15 protein-coding genes and 2 tRNA genes are annotated in these 16,492 nt (G+C 67.2%); 11 read left to right on the top strand and 6 right to left on the bottom strand.

All coding sequences use genetic code 11. From position 1 onward, the window contains the following. Positions 1-4: 4 nt before the first annotated feature. The 5 genes from OH686_RS18480 to cysM all read right to left on the bottom strand — a co-directional run bounded on the left by OH686_RS18480 (position 5) and on the right by cysM (position 6,098). Entirely contained in the window at positions 5-544 is a 540-nt protein-coding gene (locus OH686_RS18480) for a DUF2058 domain-containing protein (protein WP_289534352.1), read from the bottom strand. A 15-nt stretch (positions 545-559) separates the two neighbouring features. Then, entirely contained in the window at positions 560-1,399 is an 840-nt protein-coding gene (gene mazG, locus OH686_RS18475) for a nucleoside triphosphate pyrophosphohydrolase (RefSeq protein WP_289534351.1), read from the bottom strand. 132 nt (positions 1,400-1,531) lie between these two features. After that, entirely contained in the window at positions 1,532-3,778 is a 2,247-nt protein-coding gene (gene relA, locus OH686_RS18470; RefSeq protein ID WP_137971359.1) for a GTP diphosphokinase, read from the bottom strand. An 80-nt stretch (positions 3,779-3,858) separates the two neighbouring features. After that, positions 3,859-5,208, bottom strand: a complete 1,350-nt coding sequence (rlmD, locus tag OH686_RS18465) for a 23S rRNA (uracil(1939)-C(5))-methyltransferase RlmD (RefSeq protein WP_289534350.1) — start codon at positions 5,206-5,208, stop codon at positions 3,859-3,861. 2 nt (positions 5,209-5,210) lie between these two features. Next, on the bottom strand, positions 5,211-6,098 hold the full coding sequence (cysM, locus tag OH686_RS18460) for a cysteine synthase CysM (protein ID WP_289534348.1): 888 nt from the start codon (positions 6,096-6,098) through the stop codon (positions 5,211-5,213). A 164-nt stretch (positions 6,099-6,262) separates the two neighbouring features. Here cysM and OH686_RS18455 point away from each other — a divergent pair, with 164 nt between their 5' ends. The 4 genes from OH686_RS18455 to OH686_RS18440 are packed head-to-tail and all read left to right on the top strand — an operon-like array spanning position 6,263 to position 10,888. Continuing rightward, positions 6,263-9,016 carry a response regulator gene (locus tag OH686_RS18455; RefSeq protein ID WP_289534346.1) on the top strand — a complete coding sequence of 918 codons (2,754 nt, stop codon included), beginning with the start codon at positions 6,263-6,265 and terminating at the stop codon, positions 9,014-9,016. 9 nt (positions 9,017-9,025) lie between these two features. Beyond that, positions 9,026-10,021 (top strand): 2-hydroxyacid dehydrogenase, encoded by a 996-nt coding sequence (locus tag OH686_RS18450; RefSeq protein WP_289534344.1) that lies wholly within the window; start codon positions 9,026-9,028, stop codon positions 10,019-10,021. Between the two features lie 28 nt (positions 10,022-10,049). After that, entirely contained in the window at positions 10,050-10,487 is a 438-nt protein-coding gene (locus OH686_RS18445; RefSeq protein ID WP_289534342.1) for a hypothetical protein, read from the top strand. Next, entirely contained in the window at positions 10,484-10,888 is a 405-nt protein-coding gene (locus OH686_RS18440) for an META domain-containing protein (protein ID WP_137971353.1), read from the top strand. Before OH686_RS18445 ends, OH686_RS18440 begins: the two co-directional genes overlap by 4 nt. An 85-nt stretch (positions 10,889-10,973) precedes the next feature. Here the strand turns inward: OH686_RS18440 and dinB are convergent, their stop codons facing one another. Then, complete coding sequence (dinB, locus tag OH686_RS18435; RefSeq protein ID WP_289534340.1) at positions 10,974-12,026, bottom strand: DNA polymerase IV; 1,053 nt, start codon at positions 12,024-12,026, stop codon at positions 10,974-10,976. A gap of 127 nt (positions 12,027-12,153) precedes the next feature. On the opposite strand from dinB, the gene OH686_RS18430 reads away from it, so the two are divergent. The 7 genes from OH686_RS18430 to OH686_RS18400 all read left to right on the top strand — a co-directional run bounded on the left by OH686_RS18430 (position 12,154) and on the right by OH686_RS18400 (position 16,490). Further along, a tRNA-Met gene (locus tag OH686_RS18430) sits at positions 12,154-12,230 on the top strand. Between the two features lie 114 nt (positions 12,231-12,344). Beyond that, a tRNA-Met gene (locus OH686_RS18425) sits at positions 12,345-12,421 on the top strand. Positions 12,422-12,537: 116 nt separating this feature from the next. Beyond that, entirely contained in the window at positions 12,538-13,539 is a 1,002-nt protein-coding gene (locus OH686_RS18420) for a D-cysteine desulfhydrase (protein WP_289534339.1), read from the top strand. Positions 13,540-13,648: 109 nt separating this feature from the next. Continuing rightward, entirely contained in the window at positions 13,649-14,446 is a 798-nt protein-coding gene (gene tcyJ / locus OH686_RS18415; RefSeq protein WP_289534338.1) for a cystine ABC transporter substrate-binding protein, read from the top strand. Continuing rightward, positions 14,443-15,111 (top strand): cystine ABC transporter permease, encoded by a 669-nt coding sequence (gene tcyL / locus OH686_RS18410; protein WP_289534337.1) that lies wholly within the window; start codon positions 14,443-14,445, stop codon positions 15,109-15,111. The genes tcyJ and tcyL overlap by 4 nt, the downstream gene beginning before the upstream one ends. After that, the gene (tcyN, locus tag OH686_RS18405; RefSeq protein WP_289534335.1) at positions 15,111-15,860 is read left to right on the top strand and encodes an L-cystine ABC transporter ATP-binding protein TcyN; all 750 of its coding nucleotides are present in this window, start codon (positions 15,111-15,113) and stop codon (positions 15,858-15,860) included. The genes tcyL and tcyN overlap by 1 nt, the downstream gene beginning before the upstream one ends. Positions 15,861-15,941: 81 nt before the next feature. Continuing rightward, positions 15,942-16,490: a cytochrome b gene (locus OH686_RS18400; protein WP_289534333.1), complete on the top strand. Its 549-nt coding sequence runs from the start codon at positions 15,942-15,944 to the stop codon at positions 16,488-16,490. Positions 16,491-16,492 lie beyond the last annotated feature (2 nt).

The following is a 16,492-nucleotide window of genomic DNA, read 5'->3' as shown; positions in this document are numbered from 1 at the left end:
ACGATCACCACATCAGATCGTCCGGCACCTGGTAGGCGGCGTACGGGTCGTCGGCGTCCGGCGCCTCGGTCTGGGTATTGAGCAACAGCACGCGGGCCGGGTCGCGCTCCTGGATCTTCAGCGCCGCCTCGCGCGGGATAACCTCGTAGGCGCCGCCGAGGCGAACGATGGCCAGCGAACCACGGCTGAGCTTGTCGCGCATCAGGGCGTTGACCGACAGGCGCTTGACCTTCTTCTCGTCGACGAAGTTGTAGTAGTCCTCGGTGGTCAGCTTGGGCAGGCGGCTGGTCTCGATCAGCTGCTTGATCTGCGCGGCGATGGCCTTCTGCTCGGCCTTCTCCTGCTGCTGGCGATTCAGCTCCTGGTCCTTGGCGGCCTTCTCGGCCTTGGCCTGCAGCGCGGCCTGCCTCTGCGAGTCGTCCACCTCGACCTGGTTCTTCTTCTCCAGGCGTTGCTGCTTCTGCTTCTGCTTGCCGGCCTGCTTGGCCTGCTTTTCATTGACCAGGCCGGCTTTGAGCAGCTGGTCGCGGAGGGAAAGGCTCATATTCGATCTCTACAGTCAGCAGCTAGGCTGCAGTTTTTCCAGTTTTTTGGCTTCGCCCCACAGGGCGTCGAGCTCTTCCAGGCTGCAATTCTCGATGGGGCGACCGGCGTCGCGCAATGCCTGTTCGATGTGGTGGAAGCGCCGTTCGAACTTGTTGTTGGCGGCACGCAGGGCGGTTTCCGGATCGACCTTGAGATGCCGCGCCAGATTGACCGCCACGAACAGCAGGTCGCCGACCTCCTCGGCGATGGCCTCGGCGTCGTTTTCGCTCATGGCCTCCAGCACTTCGTCCAGCTCTTCGCGCAGCTTGTCCACCACCGGCAGCGCTTCCGGCCAGTCGAAACCGACCTGGGCTGCACGTTTCTGCAGCTTGGCCGCGCGGCTCAGGGCCGGCAGCGCCTGGGGTACATCGTCGAGCAGCGACAGCTGCTGCGGCGCGGCGGCCTTCTCCGCGCGCTCCTCGGCCTTGATCTCCTCCCAGCGCTGCTTGATCGCCGCCTCTTCCAGGCGGGCCATGTCCGGCGCGCCGTACAGGTCGCCATCGGGGAACACATGGGGATGACGGCGTACCAGCTTGCGGGTGATGCCATCGACCACCTGGGCGAACTCGAAGCGCCCCTCCTCCCTGGCCAGCTGGCTGTAGTAGACGACCTGGAACAGCAGGTCGCCCAGCTCGCCGGGCAGGTGGTCGAAGTCGCCGCGCTCGATGGCGTCGGCCACCTCGTAGGCTTCTTCGAGGGTGTAGGGAACGATGGTCGCGTAGCTCTGCTTGAGGTCCCAGGGGCAACCGTGCTGCGGGTCGCGCAGGCGGGCCATCAGGTGCAGCAGGTCGTCGAGGGAATAACTGTCTTGCATGAGTCAGTCTCTGGGATTGGGCCACATGCTCCTATCTCCCGCCGGGAGAGGGGCCGGGGGTGAGGGAGCACGCAACTTCGAGTCGCCTATGGCCCCCTCACCCCTGCCCTCTCCCAGAGGGAGAGGGGGAAATCAACCGCCGCTGCGATTGCGCCGCGCCTCGATGATATTGGGCAGCTGGCTGATCCGCGCCAGCAGCCGGGCCAGGGCATCCAGGCCAGGAATCTCGATGGTCAGCAGCATGGAGGCGGTGTTGTCCTCCTTGTTCGAGCGGGTGTTCACCGCCAGCACGTTGATGCGGTCGTTGAGCAGCACCTGGGTCACGTCGCGCAGCAGGCCGGAGCGGTCGTAGGCGCGGATGACGATATCCACCGGATAGGTCTGCACCGGCACCGGGCCCCAGCTGACCTGGATGATCCGCTCCGGCTCGCGCCCGGCCAGCTGCAGCACCGAAGCGCAGTCCTGGCGGTGGATGCTGACACCGCGGCCGACGGTGATGTAGCCGACGATCGGGTCGCCCGGCAGCGGCTGGCAGCAGCCGGCCATCTGCGTCAGCAGGTTGCCGACGCCCTCGATCTGGATGTCGCCGCGGCGACCCGGACGGGGCGAGGTCGCGCGCCGCGGGATCAGCTCCAGCTGCTCGTTGCCGCGCTCCGGCTCCACCTGCTGTTGGGCCAGATTGACCGCGTGGGCCAGGCGCAGGTCGCCGGCGCCGAGGGCGGCGTACATGTCCTCGACCGTCTTCAGGTTGCACTTCTCGGCCAGCTTGGCGAAGTCCACGGCCGACAGCGCCAGGCGCGACAGGTCGCGATCGAGCATGGCCTTGCCGGCGGCGACGTTCTGCTCGCGATCCTGCAGCTTGAACCAGTGGACGATCTTCGCCCGCGCCCGCGAGGTGGTGATGTAGCCCAGGTTGGGGTTGAGCCAGTCGCGGCTCGGCGCACCCTGCTTGGAGGTGATGATCTCCACCTGCTCGCCGGTCTGCAGGCTGTAGGTCAGCGGCACGATGCGGCCGTTGACCTTGGAGCCACGGCAGTTGTGGCCGATCTGGGTGTGCACGCGGTAGGCGAAGTCCAGCGGCGTGGCGCCCTTGGGCAGGTCGATGGCGTGGCCGTCCGGGGTGAACACGTAGACCCGGTCCGGCTCGATATCCACGCGCAGCTGCTCGGCCAGGCCGCCGATGTCGCCCAGCTCCTCGTGCCACTCGAGCACCTGGCGCAGCCAGGAGATCTTCTCCTCGTAGTGGTCGGAGTTGCCCTTGACGTCGGTGCCCTTGTACTTCCAGTGCGCGCAGACGCCCAGCTCGGCTTCCTCGTGCATGGTCTGGGTGCGGATCTGCACCTCCAGCACCTTGCCGTCCGGGCCGATCACCGCCGTGTGCAGGGAGCGGTAGCCGTTCTCCTTGGGGTTGGCGATGTAGTCGTCGAATTCCTTGGGGATGTGCCGCCACAGGCTGTGCACGATGCCCAGCGCGGTGTAGCAGTCGCGCACTTCCGGCACCAGCACGCGCACCGCGCGCACGTCATAGATCTGGCTGAACTGCAGGCCCTTGCGCTGCATCTTCCGCCAGATCGAATAGATGTGTTTGGCGCGGCCACTGATGTCCGGCTTGATGCCGGTGGCGGTCAGCTCGTCACGCAGCTGCTGCATCACCTCGGCGATGTACTGCTCGCGGTCCAGGCGGCGCTCGTGCAGCAACTTGGCGATCTGCTTGTACTGCTCGGGCTCCAGGTAGCGGAAGGAGATGTCCTCCAGCTCCCACTTGATATGGCCGATGCCCAGGCGATGGGCCAGCGGCGCATAGATGTCGAACACCTCGCGGGCCACACGCAGGCGCTTCTCGTCATCGGCATGCTTGACCGCGCGAAGCGCGCAGGTGCGCTCGGCCAGTTTGATCAGGGCCACGCGCACGTCGTCGACCATGGCCACCAGCATCTTGCGCAGGTTCTCCACCTGGGCCTGGGAGCCGAGCACCAGGGAATCACGGGGGTTGAGCGAGGCGCTGATGGCGGCCATGCGCAGCACGCCCTCGATCAGCTTGGCCACCACCGGGCCGAACTTGTCCTGCACCGCCTTGAGGCTGATCTTGCCCTCGCGCACGGCGCGGTAGATCACCGCGGCCACCAGGCTGTCCTGGTCCAGCTTGAGGTCGGCGAGGATCTCGGCGATCTCCAGGCCGGTCTGGAAGCTGGAGTTGCCTTCCGCCCACAGGTTCTGCGCGGCGTTGGCCTGCTGTTCCACCTCGCGGGCGAACTCGCAGGCCGCCTTCAGGGCCGCGCGGTCCAGCGCCGGGTCGACGCTCAGCGTATGGTCCAGCCAGGCCTCGAGGTTGATGCTGCCGTCGAGGTTGATCGGCTGGTGTGCTCTCACCTGTACCATCTTCTGCCTTCCCTACGGCGGGTCGCAGCCCACCGGATTATCGCCGGCCTTCTGTGAGCCGGTCGGATTGCGCCGGCATCCTAGCCAGCCTCGAATAACGCCATCGCCTCCACATGCGCCGTCTGCGGGAACATGTCGAGAATCCCGGCCCGCTTCAACCGGAAGCCCTGCTTGACCAGTTCGGCGGTATCACGCGCCAGGGTCGCAGGGTTGCACGAAACATATACCAGGCGCCGCGCGCCCAGTTCGCCGATCTGCTTGACCACCTCGAAGGCGCCATCGCGCGGCGGGTCCAGCAGGATCGCGTCGAAGCCCTCGGCGGCCCAGGGCGCGCCGGCCAGCGGGTTCGACAGGTCGGCCTGGAAAAAGTGCAGATTGCCCAGGCCGTTGGCCGCGGCATTCGCTCGCGCCCGCTCGACCATGGCCTGCACACCTTCCACCGCCACCACCTCGCGCACCTGCTGCGCCAGCGGCAGGGCGAAGTTGCCCAGGCCGCAGAACAGGTCCAGCACGCGCTCGCCAGTCTGCGGCGCCAACCAGTCTAGCGCCTGTTCGACCATGGCCTGATTGACCGCGCCGTTGACCTGGACGAAATCGCCGGGCCGGTACTGCAGCTCCAGGTTCCAGGGCTCCAGACGATAGCCCAGGGTTTGCCCGGGCTGATCTGCCTCGGGCTCGCCGGCACCGTGCAGCCACAGTTGCGCATCATGCTCGGCGCAGAACTCGCGCAGGCGCTGCAGATCGTCTTCGCCCAGCGGCGCCGTATGGCGCAGCAGCACGGCCGACTGGGTGCCATGGAACAGCTCGACGTGACCCAGGGCCTGGGGCTTGTCCAGACCGAGCAACAGCTGCGGCAAGGCACGCATGATCGGCTGCAAGGGCTGTACCAGCACCGGGCAGTCGGCGATGGCGACTATGTCCTGGCTGGCGGCGGCGCGGAAACCGACATCCAGGCGCTTGGCCTTGACGTCCCAGCGCACGGCGATGCGCGCGCGGCGGCGGTAGGCGAACTCGGGGCCGCTGAGCGGTGCCACCCATTCATCCGGCTGCACGCCACCGAGGCGCTGCAGCTGTTCGGCCAGCGTGCGCTGTTTCAGGGCGAGCTGTTCGGCATGGGGCAGATGCTGCAGGGTGCAGCCGCCACAGCTGCCGGCGTGGGCGCAGGGTGCCTCACGGCGCAGCTCCACGGCACGCAGCACGCGTTCGGCGCGCGCCTCCACTACTTGGGCGCGCGCATTCAGCACGCGGGCTTCAACCTCCTCGCCCGGCAGGCCACCGGCGACGAACCAGCTGCGCCCATCGATGAAGGCGATGCCACGGCCGTCGTTGGCCAGGCGCTCGATCAGCAACTTCTGCTTCTTGCCGACCGGCACCTGCGCCTTGCGCTCGCCACCGGCGGGCTGGAAGCGCAGCGATCTGTGCTTGCTCATGGTCAGCGGTTGAACAGGCCGGACGACAGGTAGCGGTCGCCACGGTCGCAGATGATCGCCACCATCACGGCGTTCTCCACTTCCTGCGCCAGCTTGAGCATGGCTGCCACCGCGCCGCCGGAGGACACGCCGCAGAAGATGCCCTCCTCGCGCGCCATGCGCCGCATCATCTCCTCGGCCTCGGCCTGGGTGATGTCCAGCACGCGATCCACGCGACTGGCGTCATAGATGCTCGGCAGGTATTCCTGGGGCCAACGGCGGATGCCGGGGATGGCCGAGCCGTCCTGCGGCTGCAGGCCGATGATCTCGATGGCCGGGTTCTGCTCCTTGAGGTAGCGCGAGGTGCCCATGATGGTGCCGGTGGTGCCCATCGAACTGATGAAGTGAGTGATGCTGCCCTGGGTTTGCTGCCAGATCTCCGGGCCGGTGCCGCGGTAGTGGGCCTCGGGGTTGTCGCCGTTGGCGAACTGGTCGAGCACCTTGCCCTTGCCTTCGGCCTGCATGGCCAGGGCCAGGTCGCGGGCCACCTCCATGTTGTCCACCAGGATCAGCTCGGCACCGTAGGCGGTCATCGCCGCCTTGCGCTCGTCGGTGGAGTTGTCCGGCATGATCAGGACCATCTGGTAACCCTTGATCGCCGCCGCCATCGCCAGGGCGATGCCGGTGTTGCCGCTGGTGGCCTCGATCAGGATGTCGCCGGGCTGGATGTCGCCGCGCTGCTCGGCGCGGGTGATCATCGAAAGCGCCGGGCGGTCCTTCACCGAACCGGCCGGGTTGTTGCCCTCCAGCTTCACCAACAGGGTATTGGAGGTGTTGCCGGGCAGGCGTTGCAGGCGGACCAGCGGGGTGTTGCCGATGCAGTCGGCGATGGTGGGAAACTGCAGGGTCATGGCGAGACGGCTATCCGTTCACGAAACAGGTGCGCCATGATACCGGCAAACCGCCGCCGGCCATATCGGCATGACCGGCCGAGATCACGCCGCTGCTCCGCGCCGCTGTCCGCTCATCGGCTCAGCCGCTAAACTCGCGAAACATCGGATCGCTGGAGAACCCCGTGTTCAAGGACCTCGGCATCAAGGGCCGCGTGCTGCTGCTCACCCTGCTACCCACCAGCCTGCTGGCCTTGGTACTGGGCGGCTACTTCACCTGGATGCAGCTGGCCGACCTGCGCAGCCAGCTGCAGCAGCGTGGCGAAACGGCGGTGCAGCACCTGGCGCCACTGGCCGCCCAGGCCCTGGCCCGCGGCGATGCGGCGCAGCTGGAGCGCCTGGCCGAGGAGGCGCTGAACCAGCAGGACGTGCGCGCCGTCGGCTTCCTCTCCGCCGAGCGACAGAGCCTGGCCCAGGCCGGGCCGGACATGCTCAACCCACCGCCGCAGGCCACGGTCGAGCCACTCGCCACCAGCAGCAGCCAGGACGCCACGCGCTTCCTGATGCCGGTATTCGGCCGCCACCAGAGCCTCGCCGGCCCCACCGAGGCGGACAGCGCCGACCGCCTGCTGGGCTGGGTCGAGCTGGAGCTGTCGCACCACCGCACCCTGCTGCAGGGCTATCGCAGCCTGTTCGCCAGCCTGCTGCTGATCGTCGCCGGCCTTACCGTCACCGCCCTGCTCGCCCTGCGCATGAGCCGGGCGATCAACGACCCGCTGCGCACCATCAAGCAGGGCGTGATCCAGCTCAAGGACGGCCAGCTGGAGACCCGCCTGCCGCCGCTGGGCAACCATGAGATGGACGAACTGGCGGCCGGCATCAACCGCATGGCCGAGTCGCTGCAGAATGCCCAGGAGGAGCTGCAGCACAGCATCGACCAGGCCACCGAGGACGTGCGGCAGAACCTGGAGACCATCGAGATCCAGAACATCGAGCTGGACCTGGCGCGCAAGGAGGCCCTGGAGGCCAGCCGCATCAAGTCCGAGTTCCTGGCCAACATGAGCCACGAGATCCGCACCCCGCTCAACGGCATCCTCGGCTTCACCGGCCTGCTGCAGAAGAGCGACCTGACCCCGCGCCAGCAGGACTACCTGGGCACCATCGAGAAGTCCGCCGAGAGCCTGCTGGGGATCATCAACGAGGTGCTCGACTTCTCCAAGATCGAGGCCGGCAAGCTGGTGCTGGAGAACATCCCGTTCAACCTGCGCGACCTGATCCAGGACTGCCTGACCATCCTCGCGCCCTCCGCCCACCAGAAGCAGCTGGAGCTGGTCAGCCTGATCTACCGCGACACCCCGCTGTCGCTGCAGGGCGACCCGCAGCGCCTGAAGCAGGTGCTGACCAACCTGGTGAGCAACGCCATCAAGTTCACCCGCGAAGGCACCATCGCCGTGCGCGCCATGGTCGAGGACGAGAGCGACGACCGTGCGCAGCTGCGCATCAGCGTGCAGGACACCGGTGTCGGCCTCTCCGACGAAGACCTGCGCGCCCTGTTCCAGGCCTTCAGCCAGGCCGACAACTCGCTCAGCCGCCAGGCCGGCGGCACCGGCCTCGGCCTGGTGATTTCCAAGCGCCTGATCGAGCAGATGGGCGGCGAGATCGGCGTCGACAGCAACCCCGGCACCGGCTCGGAGTTCTGGATCAGCCTGACCCTGCCCAAGGCCCGCGACGACGGCGACGACCTGCCGCGCGCGCCGCTGCAGGGCCGCCGCGTGGCCATGCTGGAGAACCACCAGCTGACCCGCCAGGCCCTGCAGCACCAGCTGGAGGACTGCAACCTGCAGGTGCTGGAGTTCGCCAGCCTCGATCAGCTGCTGGAGCAGGTGGCCCGCCAGCGCGAGGCCGGCCAGCCGATCGACCTGGCGGTGCTCGGCGTCAATGTCCACGAGCTGCCGCCGGAACAGCTCGGCCAGCGCCTTTGGGACCTCGACCGCCTCGGCTGCAAGGCCCTGGTGCTGTGCCCCACCACCGAACAGGCGCTGTACCATGAGGCCCTGCCGGAAACCCATCTGCAGCTGCAGGCCAAGCCGGCCTGCACGCGCAAGTTGCTGCGCGCGCTCAGCGAGCTGATCAACCCACGCCAGGTGAAATCCGAGGCGCCCGCGCCGCTGACCAGCCGCGCACCACGCCTGCTGTGCGTCGACGACAACCCGGCCAACCTGCTGCTGGTGCAGACCCTGCTCGGCGACATGGGCGCCGAGGTGGTGGCGGTGGACAGCGGTTACGCAGCAGTCGAGGCGGTACAGAAGCAGAGTTTCGACCTGGTGTTCATGGACGTGCAGATGCCTGGCATGGATGGTCGCCAGGCCACCGAGGCGATCCGCCAGTGGGAACAGGAGCGCGAGTGCAGCCCGCTGCCCATCGTCGCCCTCACCGCCCACGCCCTGGCCAACGAGAAACGCGCCCTGCTGCAGGGCGGCATGGACGACTACCTGACCAAGCCGATCAACGAGCGCCAGCTGGCCCAGGTGGTACTCAAGTGGACCGGCCTGGCACTGCGCAACCATTCGCAGCCAGCCGCGTCCGCCACGGCGGCGATCAGCGCCAGCCTGCGCGTGCTCGACGCCGAGGAAGGCCTGCGCCTGGCCGCCGGCAAGGCCGACCTGGCCAGCGACATGCTCAGCATGCTGCTGGCCGGCCTGCCCGCCGATCGCCAGGCCATTCGCCAGGCCCGCGACAGCGGCGAGCGCAACGCGCTGATCGAGCGGGTCCATCGCCTGCACGGCGCCACCCGCTACTGCGGCGTGCCGCAGCTGCGCGCAGCCTGCCAGCGCAGCGAGACCCTGCTCAAGCAGGATGATCCGAACGCGCAGAACGCCCTCGACGAACTGGACGCGGCCATCGCCCGGCTGGCCGAGGAGGCCGCGATCAGCGCCTGAGGAGACTCGATGAAGATCATCCTGTTCAGCAGCAAGCCCTACGACCGCGCCAGCTTCACGGCCTGCACGCTGCCGACCGGCTGGCGGTTGCAATTCCAGGACAGCCTGCTGACGCCGGACACCGCCGCCCTGGCCGAGGGCTACGAGGTGGTCTGCGCCTTTATCAACGATGATCTTTCCGCGCCCGTGCTGGAGCGCCTGGCGGCCGGCGGTACGCGCCTGATCGCCCTGCGCTCGGCCGGCTACAACCATGTCGACCTGCAGGCCGCCGAACGCCTCGGTCTGATCGTGGTGCGGGTGCCGGCCTATTCGCCGCATGCGGTGGCCGAGCACGCGGTGGCACTGATCCTGGCGCTCAACCGGCGCATCCACCGGGCCTTTAACCGCACCCGCGAAGGCGACTTCAGCCTGCACGGCCTGACCGGATTCGATCTGCACGGCAAGACGGTCGGCGTGATCGGCGGCGGGCAGATCGGCATGGCGTTCGCCCGCATCATGGCCGGCTTCGGCTGCCGCCTGCTGGTCAGCGACCCCTGCCCCGTCGCCGGCCTGGACACCCTCGGCGCTCGCCAGGTGGCGCTGGACGAACTGATCGCCGCGAGCGACGTGATCAGCCTGCACTGCCCGCTGACCGAGGCCAGTCGCCACCTGATCGATGCCGCGCGCCTGGCGCGGATGAAGCGCGGCGCCATGCTGATCAACACCGGCCGCGGCGCGCTGGTCGACACGCCGGCGCTGGTCGAGGCGCTGAAGAACGGCCAGCTCGGCTACCTGGGCCTGGACGTCTATGAAGAAGAGGCCGAGCTGTTCTTCGAGGACCGCTCCGACCAGCCACTGCAGGACGACGTGCTGGCGCGCCTGCTGACCTTCCCCAACGTGATCGTCACCGCCCACCAGGCCTTCCTCACCCGCGAGGCGCTGGCCGCCATCGCCGGCACCACCCTGGACAACATCGCCGCCTGGGCCGCCGGCGCAGCGGTCAACCGGGTGACATCTGCCGCGTGATAGCATCCCGCCCAGCTCAGGAGGCTTCATGACCACCCACGATTTACGCTACACCCTGCTCAACCCGCAACACACCCTCACCGAGTGCCGCGCCCTGGCGCCGGGCCGATACCAGGTCACCGGCAACGGCGGCGCCATCCAGGCCGGCGACACCCTGCTGGTGACCCTCAAGGGCAGCAAGGAGCTGTCCATGAGCCTGGCCGTGGAGAAGGTCCGCCACCTGATCAACCCGCCCGGCCAGTGGCTGGCGGTAGCCAGCGGCCCGGCCTTCCGCGAACTGGCGATTCACAACTGGCAGGTGGATTGCGACGCCTGCGCCAAACGCATCGATCTGGAGTTCGCCGTCGACGCCTCGCTCGGCACCAAGGCCCAGCAGCCCGCCGCGGAGGCGCGCCTGCTCGAGCTGGGCTGGGTAAGCCGCGGCGGCAAACACTTCTGCCCCGCCTGCACGGAGAAAAGCGCATGAAGCACGCCCTGGCTCCCGCTCTGCTCGCCGCCGCCCTGAGCGGCTGCGCCAGCGACCCGGTACAGCTGGAAAGCGACAAGACCTACCAGGTGGAATGGCTGGGCGAACGCCCGCTGATCGAGCGCAGCCACCTAACCATCACCCTCGGCGAGGACGGCCGCGCCTATGGCAACGCCGGCTGCAACCACTGGTTCGCCAGCTACAGCCGCGACGGCGACAAGCTGAACTTCGGCCAGGCCGGCGCCACCCGCAAGATGTGCGCACCGGAGCTGATGGAGCAGGAGCAGCGCTTCCTCGAGGCCCTGGGCCGGGTGCAGCGCTGGGATGTCTCGGGCACCGACCAGCTGCGCCTGTGGCCGGCCGAAGGCAAGCCGATTCGCCTGTCTCCGGAAGAAGGCTAAGCGCGCCTCACCGGGCGACTCGCCGTAGGGTGTACTCGCCGCAGGCAGTACACCGCGGGCCCCCGCCACCGCGCTGCGCTCCGGGCTACTCGAACAGCTCCAGCTGCTCGTGCCGCCCGCGCAGATCCAGCAGCCGCACCCCAACGCCGAGCAGACGCACCGGCTTGTTGCCACGGGCGAAGGCCGCGCTCATCAGCAGCTGATAGCTGTCCAGGTCACGGCGCGCACCGGCCTGCTCCAGGGTGGTCTGGCTGAAGTCGTGGAACTTGATCTTCACGAAGGGCTTGTCCGGCCGGTAGCTGGCATCCAGGCGCGCCATGCGCGTATCGAGCTGCTGCAACAGTTCCGGCAGGTGCTTGAGGCAGGCCGCCAGATCCGGCAGATCCTGATTAAAGGTGTTCTCCACGCTCACCGACTGGCGCCGACTGTCCACCTGCACCGCGCGCTCGTCGATGCCGCGCGCCAGGTTCCACAGGCGCTCGCCGAAACTGCCGAACTCGCGGGCCAGGGCCAGCTTGCTCCATTCGCGCAGGTCCAGGCAGCTGATGATGCCCAGCCGCTCCATCTTGCTCGCCGTGACCTTGCCCACCCCGTGCAGCTTGCTGACCGGCAACGCGGCGACGAATTCCTCGATCTGATCCGGGGTGATCACGAACAGCCCGTTGGGCTTGCGCCAGTCGCTGGCTATCTTGGCCAGGAACTTGTTCGGCGCCACCCCGGCCGACACGGTGATGTGCAGCTCCTGCGACACCCGCCGACGAATGTCCTGGGCGATGCGCGTGGCGCTGCCCTCGAAATGCGGGCTGGCGGAGACGTCCAGGTAGGCCTCGTCTAGCGACAGCGGCTCGATGATCTCGGTGTAGTCGCGGAAGATCGCGTGAATTTCCCGCGACACCGCCTTGTAGGCATCCATGCGCGGGCGCACCACTTGCAGGTCCGGGCACAGCTTGAGGGCCTGGCCCATGGGCATGGCCGAGCGCACGCCCCAGGCCCGCGCCTCGTAGTTGCAGGTGGCGACCACCCCACGCCGATCCGCCGCCCCGCCCACCGCCAGCGGCCTGCCGGCCAGGCGCGGATCGTCGCGCATCTCGATGGCGGCGTAGAAACAGTCGCAGTCGATGTGGATGATCTTGCGCACGCCAAGCCCCGTACGGCCTGCCCTGGGCCCCGAAGTCTACCATTCGTCCCGCGCTAAGCATCTGAGAAAAAACAGCTTTTTCTGAATCAGTGGTTGACACAAAAGCTTTCGCCGCTAGAATGGCCGCCGCGGGATGGAGCAGTCTGGTAGCTCGTCGGGCTCATAACCCGAAGGTCGTCGGTTCAAATCCGGCTCCCGCAACCAGATTCAGAAAAAGGCCACTCAAACGAGTGGCCTTTTTTCTTGCCTACGATTTATGTAATTGATTAAAAAACAGAAATCGATTGACACAAGCCTTTCGCTGAGTAGAATGGCCGGCGCGGGATGGAGCAGTCTGGTAGCTCGTCGGGCTCATAACCCGAAGGTCGTCGGTTCAAATCCGGCTCCCGCAACCAGATTAAAGAACGCCTCGATGGGGAAACCCGTCGAGGCGTTTTCTTTTGTGCAGCGTAATTGCAGAGCGCTGGCGCAACTGACTAGAGTGACAACTTTCCACTCCGGTCTGCCCAACATGCTGCGCCAAGCCCTCGCCCGCTTTCCCCGCCTCGAACTGATCCCCAGCGCCACGCCGCTGGAACACCTGCCACGCCTGTCCCGGCACCTGGGGCGCGATATCTGGATCAAACGCGACGATCTCACCCCGCTGGCTCTGGGCGGCAACAAGGCACGCAAGCTGGAATTCCTCGCCGCCGACGCCCTGGCCCAGGGCGCCGATGTGCTGGTCACGGCCGGCGCCATCCAGTCCAACCATGTGCGCCAGACGGCCGCCATCGCCGCCAGGCTCGGCCTGGGCTGCCTGGCCTTGCTGGAAAACCCGATCGGCACCGCCGACAGCAACTACCTGAGCAATGGCAACCGCCTGCTACTCGACCTGTTCGGCGCCGAGATCGAGGCGGTGGACAATCTGGACAATGCCGACCAACTGCTGGCCGACGCCTGCGAGCGCCTGCGCGCCGCCGGGCGCAAGCCTTATTCAGTGCCTATCGGCGGCTCCAATGCCCTCGGCGCCCTCGGCTACGTGCGTGCCGGGCTGGAACTGGCCGAGCAAATACAGCACACCAACCAGGACTTCGCCGCCGTGCTGCTCGCCTCCGGCAGCGCCGGCACCCACAGTGGCCTGGCCCTGGCGCTGGAGCAGACGCGCCCGGGCACACGGGTGGTCGGCGTCACCGTATCGCGCCCCGACGCCACCCAGCGGCCCAAGGTCGAGAGCCTGCTGCAGCGCACCGCCGATCTGCTCGAAGTGAACGTGCCTGCCGGCCTGCGTATCGAACTCTGGGACCAATACTTCGCCCCGCGCTACGGCGAGCCGAACGCCGGCACCCTGGAGGCGATCCAACTGCTGGCCCGCCTGGAGGGCGTGTTGCTCGACCCGGTCTACACCGGCAAGGCCTTTGCCGGCCTGCTCGACGGCCTGGCCCAGGGTGCGTTCCCCGACGACGGGCCACTCCTGTTCCTGCATACCGGCGGCGCACCGGCGCTGTTCGCCTATCATCCTGCTGGACCCGCCTGAAACCTGGCAATTCACCCAGGAATAAGCAGATAATTTTTAATTATTTTATCGAATAAAAATTTAACTCTAGAGTTGCCCGACTTTCCGCCCACTGCATAAGAGGCATCCCATGAAATTCACTACTCTGCGTCGTCATTTCCTTCTCGGCAGCCTGAGCCTGCTGCTCGGAGCCAGCCTGGCCACCCCGAGCTTCGCCGCCGACCTGCTGGACGAGATCAAGGCCAACGGCGCGCTCAAGGTCGGCCTGGAAGGCACCTACCCGCCCTTCAACTACCAGGACGAGAACGGCAAGCTCACCGGCTTCGAAGTCGAACTCGCCGAGGCCCTGGCCAAGGAGCTGGGCGTCAGCGCCGAGTTCCAGCCGACCAAGTGGGACGGCATCCTCGCCGCCCTGGAGTCCAAGCGCCTGGACGTGGTGATCAACCAGGTGACCATCTCCGACGAGCGCAAGAAGAAGTACGACTTCTCCACCCCCTACACCGTCTCCGGCATCCAGGCGCTGACCCGCAAGGCCGACGGCGACAGCATCAAGAGCGCTGCGGATCTGGCCGGCAAGAAGGTCGGCGTGGGTCTGGGCACCAATTACGAGCAGTGGCTGAAGGACAACGTGCCGCAGGCCGACATCCGCACGTACGACGATGATCCGACCAAGTTCCAGGACCTCAACGTCGGCCGCATCGACGTGATCCTGGTCGACCGCCTGGCCGCCTTCGAGATGGTCGAGAAGACCGGCGGCCGCCTGGCCGTGGCCGGCGACGCCTTCTCCCGCCAGGAAGCCGGCATCGCCCTGCGCAAGGGCAACCCGCAGCTGCTGGCCGCCATCGACAAGGCGCTGGCCAAGCTGAAGGCCGACGGCACCCTCAAGCAACTCTCCGAGAAATGGTTCAAGGCTGACGTCACCCAATGATCGAAACCAGCCTGCAGCTTGCGCTGGACTCCCTGCCCTTCCTGCTGAAGGGCACCCTGTGGACGGTGGTACTGAGTCTGGGCGGCATGTTCTTCGGACTGCTGCTCGGCTTCGCCCTGGCCCTGCTGCGGCTGTACGGCTACTGGCCGCTGCAGTGGCTGTCGCGGATCTACGTCTCGTTCTTCCGCGGCACGCCGCTGCTGGTCCAGCTGTTCATGATCTATTACGGCCTGCCCCAGCTGGGCATCCAGCTGGAGCCGCTGACCGCCGCCCTGATCGGCTTCTCGCTGAACATGGGCGCGTACACCTCCGAAATTTTGCGCGCCGCCATCGCCTCCATCGACCGTGGTCAGTGGGAAGCGGCGGCGAGCATCGGCATGGGCCGGGCACAGACCCTGTACCGCGCCATCCTGCCCCAGGCCGCGCGCACCGCGCTGCCGCCGCTGGGCAACAGCTTCATCTCGCTGGTCAAGGACACCGCCCTGGCCGCCACCATCCAGGTGCCTGAGCTGTTCCGCCAGGCGCAGCTGATCACCGCGCGCACCTTCGAGATCTTCACCATGTACCTGGCCGCCGCGCTGATCTACTGGGTGCTGGCCAGCATCCTGGCGCACTTCCAGGCGCGCCTCGAGGCGCGGGTCAACCGGCACGAGCAGGACTCCTGATGATTTCCGTCCGCAACCTGAGAAAGGCCTTCAAGGGCCAGGAAGTGCTCAAGGGCATCGACCTGGACGTCGCTCCCGGCGAAGTGGTGGCCATCATCGGCCCCAGCGGCTCGGGCAAGACCACCCTGCTGCGCTGCCTGAATCTGCTGGAAGAACCCAGCGGTGGACAGATCACCGTCGGTAGCATCGCCATCGACGCCGACCAGCCGCTCAAGAGCCAGCAGGGCCTGGTGCGCAAGCTGCGCCAGCACGTCGGCTTCGTGTTCCAGAACTTCAACCTGTTCCCCCATCGCACCGCCCTGGAGAACGTCATCGAGGGCCCGGTGCAGGTGAAGAAGGAGCCGCGCGCCCAGGCCATCGAACGGGCCCGCGCCCTGCTCGCCAAGGTCGGCCTGGCCGGCAAGGAAGACGCCTACCCCAAGCGCCTCTCCGGCGGTCAGCAGCAGCGCGTGGCCATCGCCCGTGCATTGGCCATGCAACCGGACGTGATCCTGTTCGATGAACCCACCTCGGCGCTCGATCCCGAACTGGTCGGCGAAGTGCTGGCGACCATCCGCGGCCTGGCCGAGGAGAAACGCACCATGGTCATCGTCACCCACGAGATGAGCTTCGCCCGCGACGTGGCCAACCGGGCGATCTTCATCGACCAGGGCGTGATCGTCGAACAGGGCGAGGCCAAGACGCTGTTCAGCGCACCCAGGGAAGAGCGCACCCGGCAGTTCCTCAGCAAGTTCCTCGGCCAGCCTTGACCTCGCTCAGATTGCCTTAAGGTTCGCGGCGCTATGCTTCGCTCATCCGCCACGGAGCGGAGCCGCAACCGAGGAGGCATGATGAGCTGGAAGAACGACGAACACCGCTACGGCGGCCTCTCCATCGCCCTGCACTGGCTGATGCTGGTGCTGATGGTCGGGGTCTACGCCTGCATCGAACTCAAGGGTAATTTCCCCAAGGGCAGTGAGCCCCGCGAGCTGCTCAAGCAGTGGCACTTCATGCTCGGCCTCTCCGTGTTCGCCCTGGTCTGGCTGCGCCTGCTGGCGCGGCTGATCGCGCCAACGCCGCGGATCGAGCCGGCCATCGCCGCCTGGCAGGCCATCCCCGCCAAGCTGATGCACCTGGCCCTGTACGGCCTGATGATCGGCGCGCCGCTGGCAGGCTGGCTGATCCTCAGCGCCGCCGGCAAGCCGATACCCTTCTTCGGCCTGGAGCTTCCGCCGCTGATCGGCAAGAACCCGGAGCTGGCCGGGCAGATCAAGGAGCTACACGAGCTGGCCGGTACCGCCGGCTACTGGCTGATCGGCCTGCACGCGGCGGCCGCGCTGTTCCACCACTACGTCAGCCGCGACAACACCCTGAGGCGCATGCTGCCGGGGCGCGGCTGAGC

This window comes from Pseudomonas sp. SO81 (genome assembly GCF_030374125.1).
Taxonomy (GTDB): Bacteria; Pseudomonadota; Gammaproteobacteria; order Pseudomonadales; family Pseudomonadaceae; genus Aquipseudomonas.
Note: the sequence above shows the minus strand (reverse complement) of the source record. Positions and strands in the feature narration are given on the sequence as shown.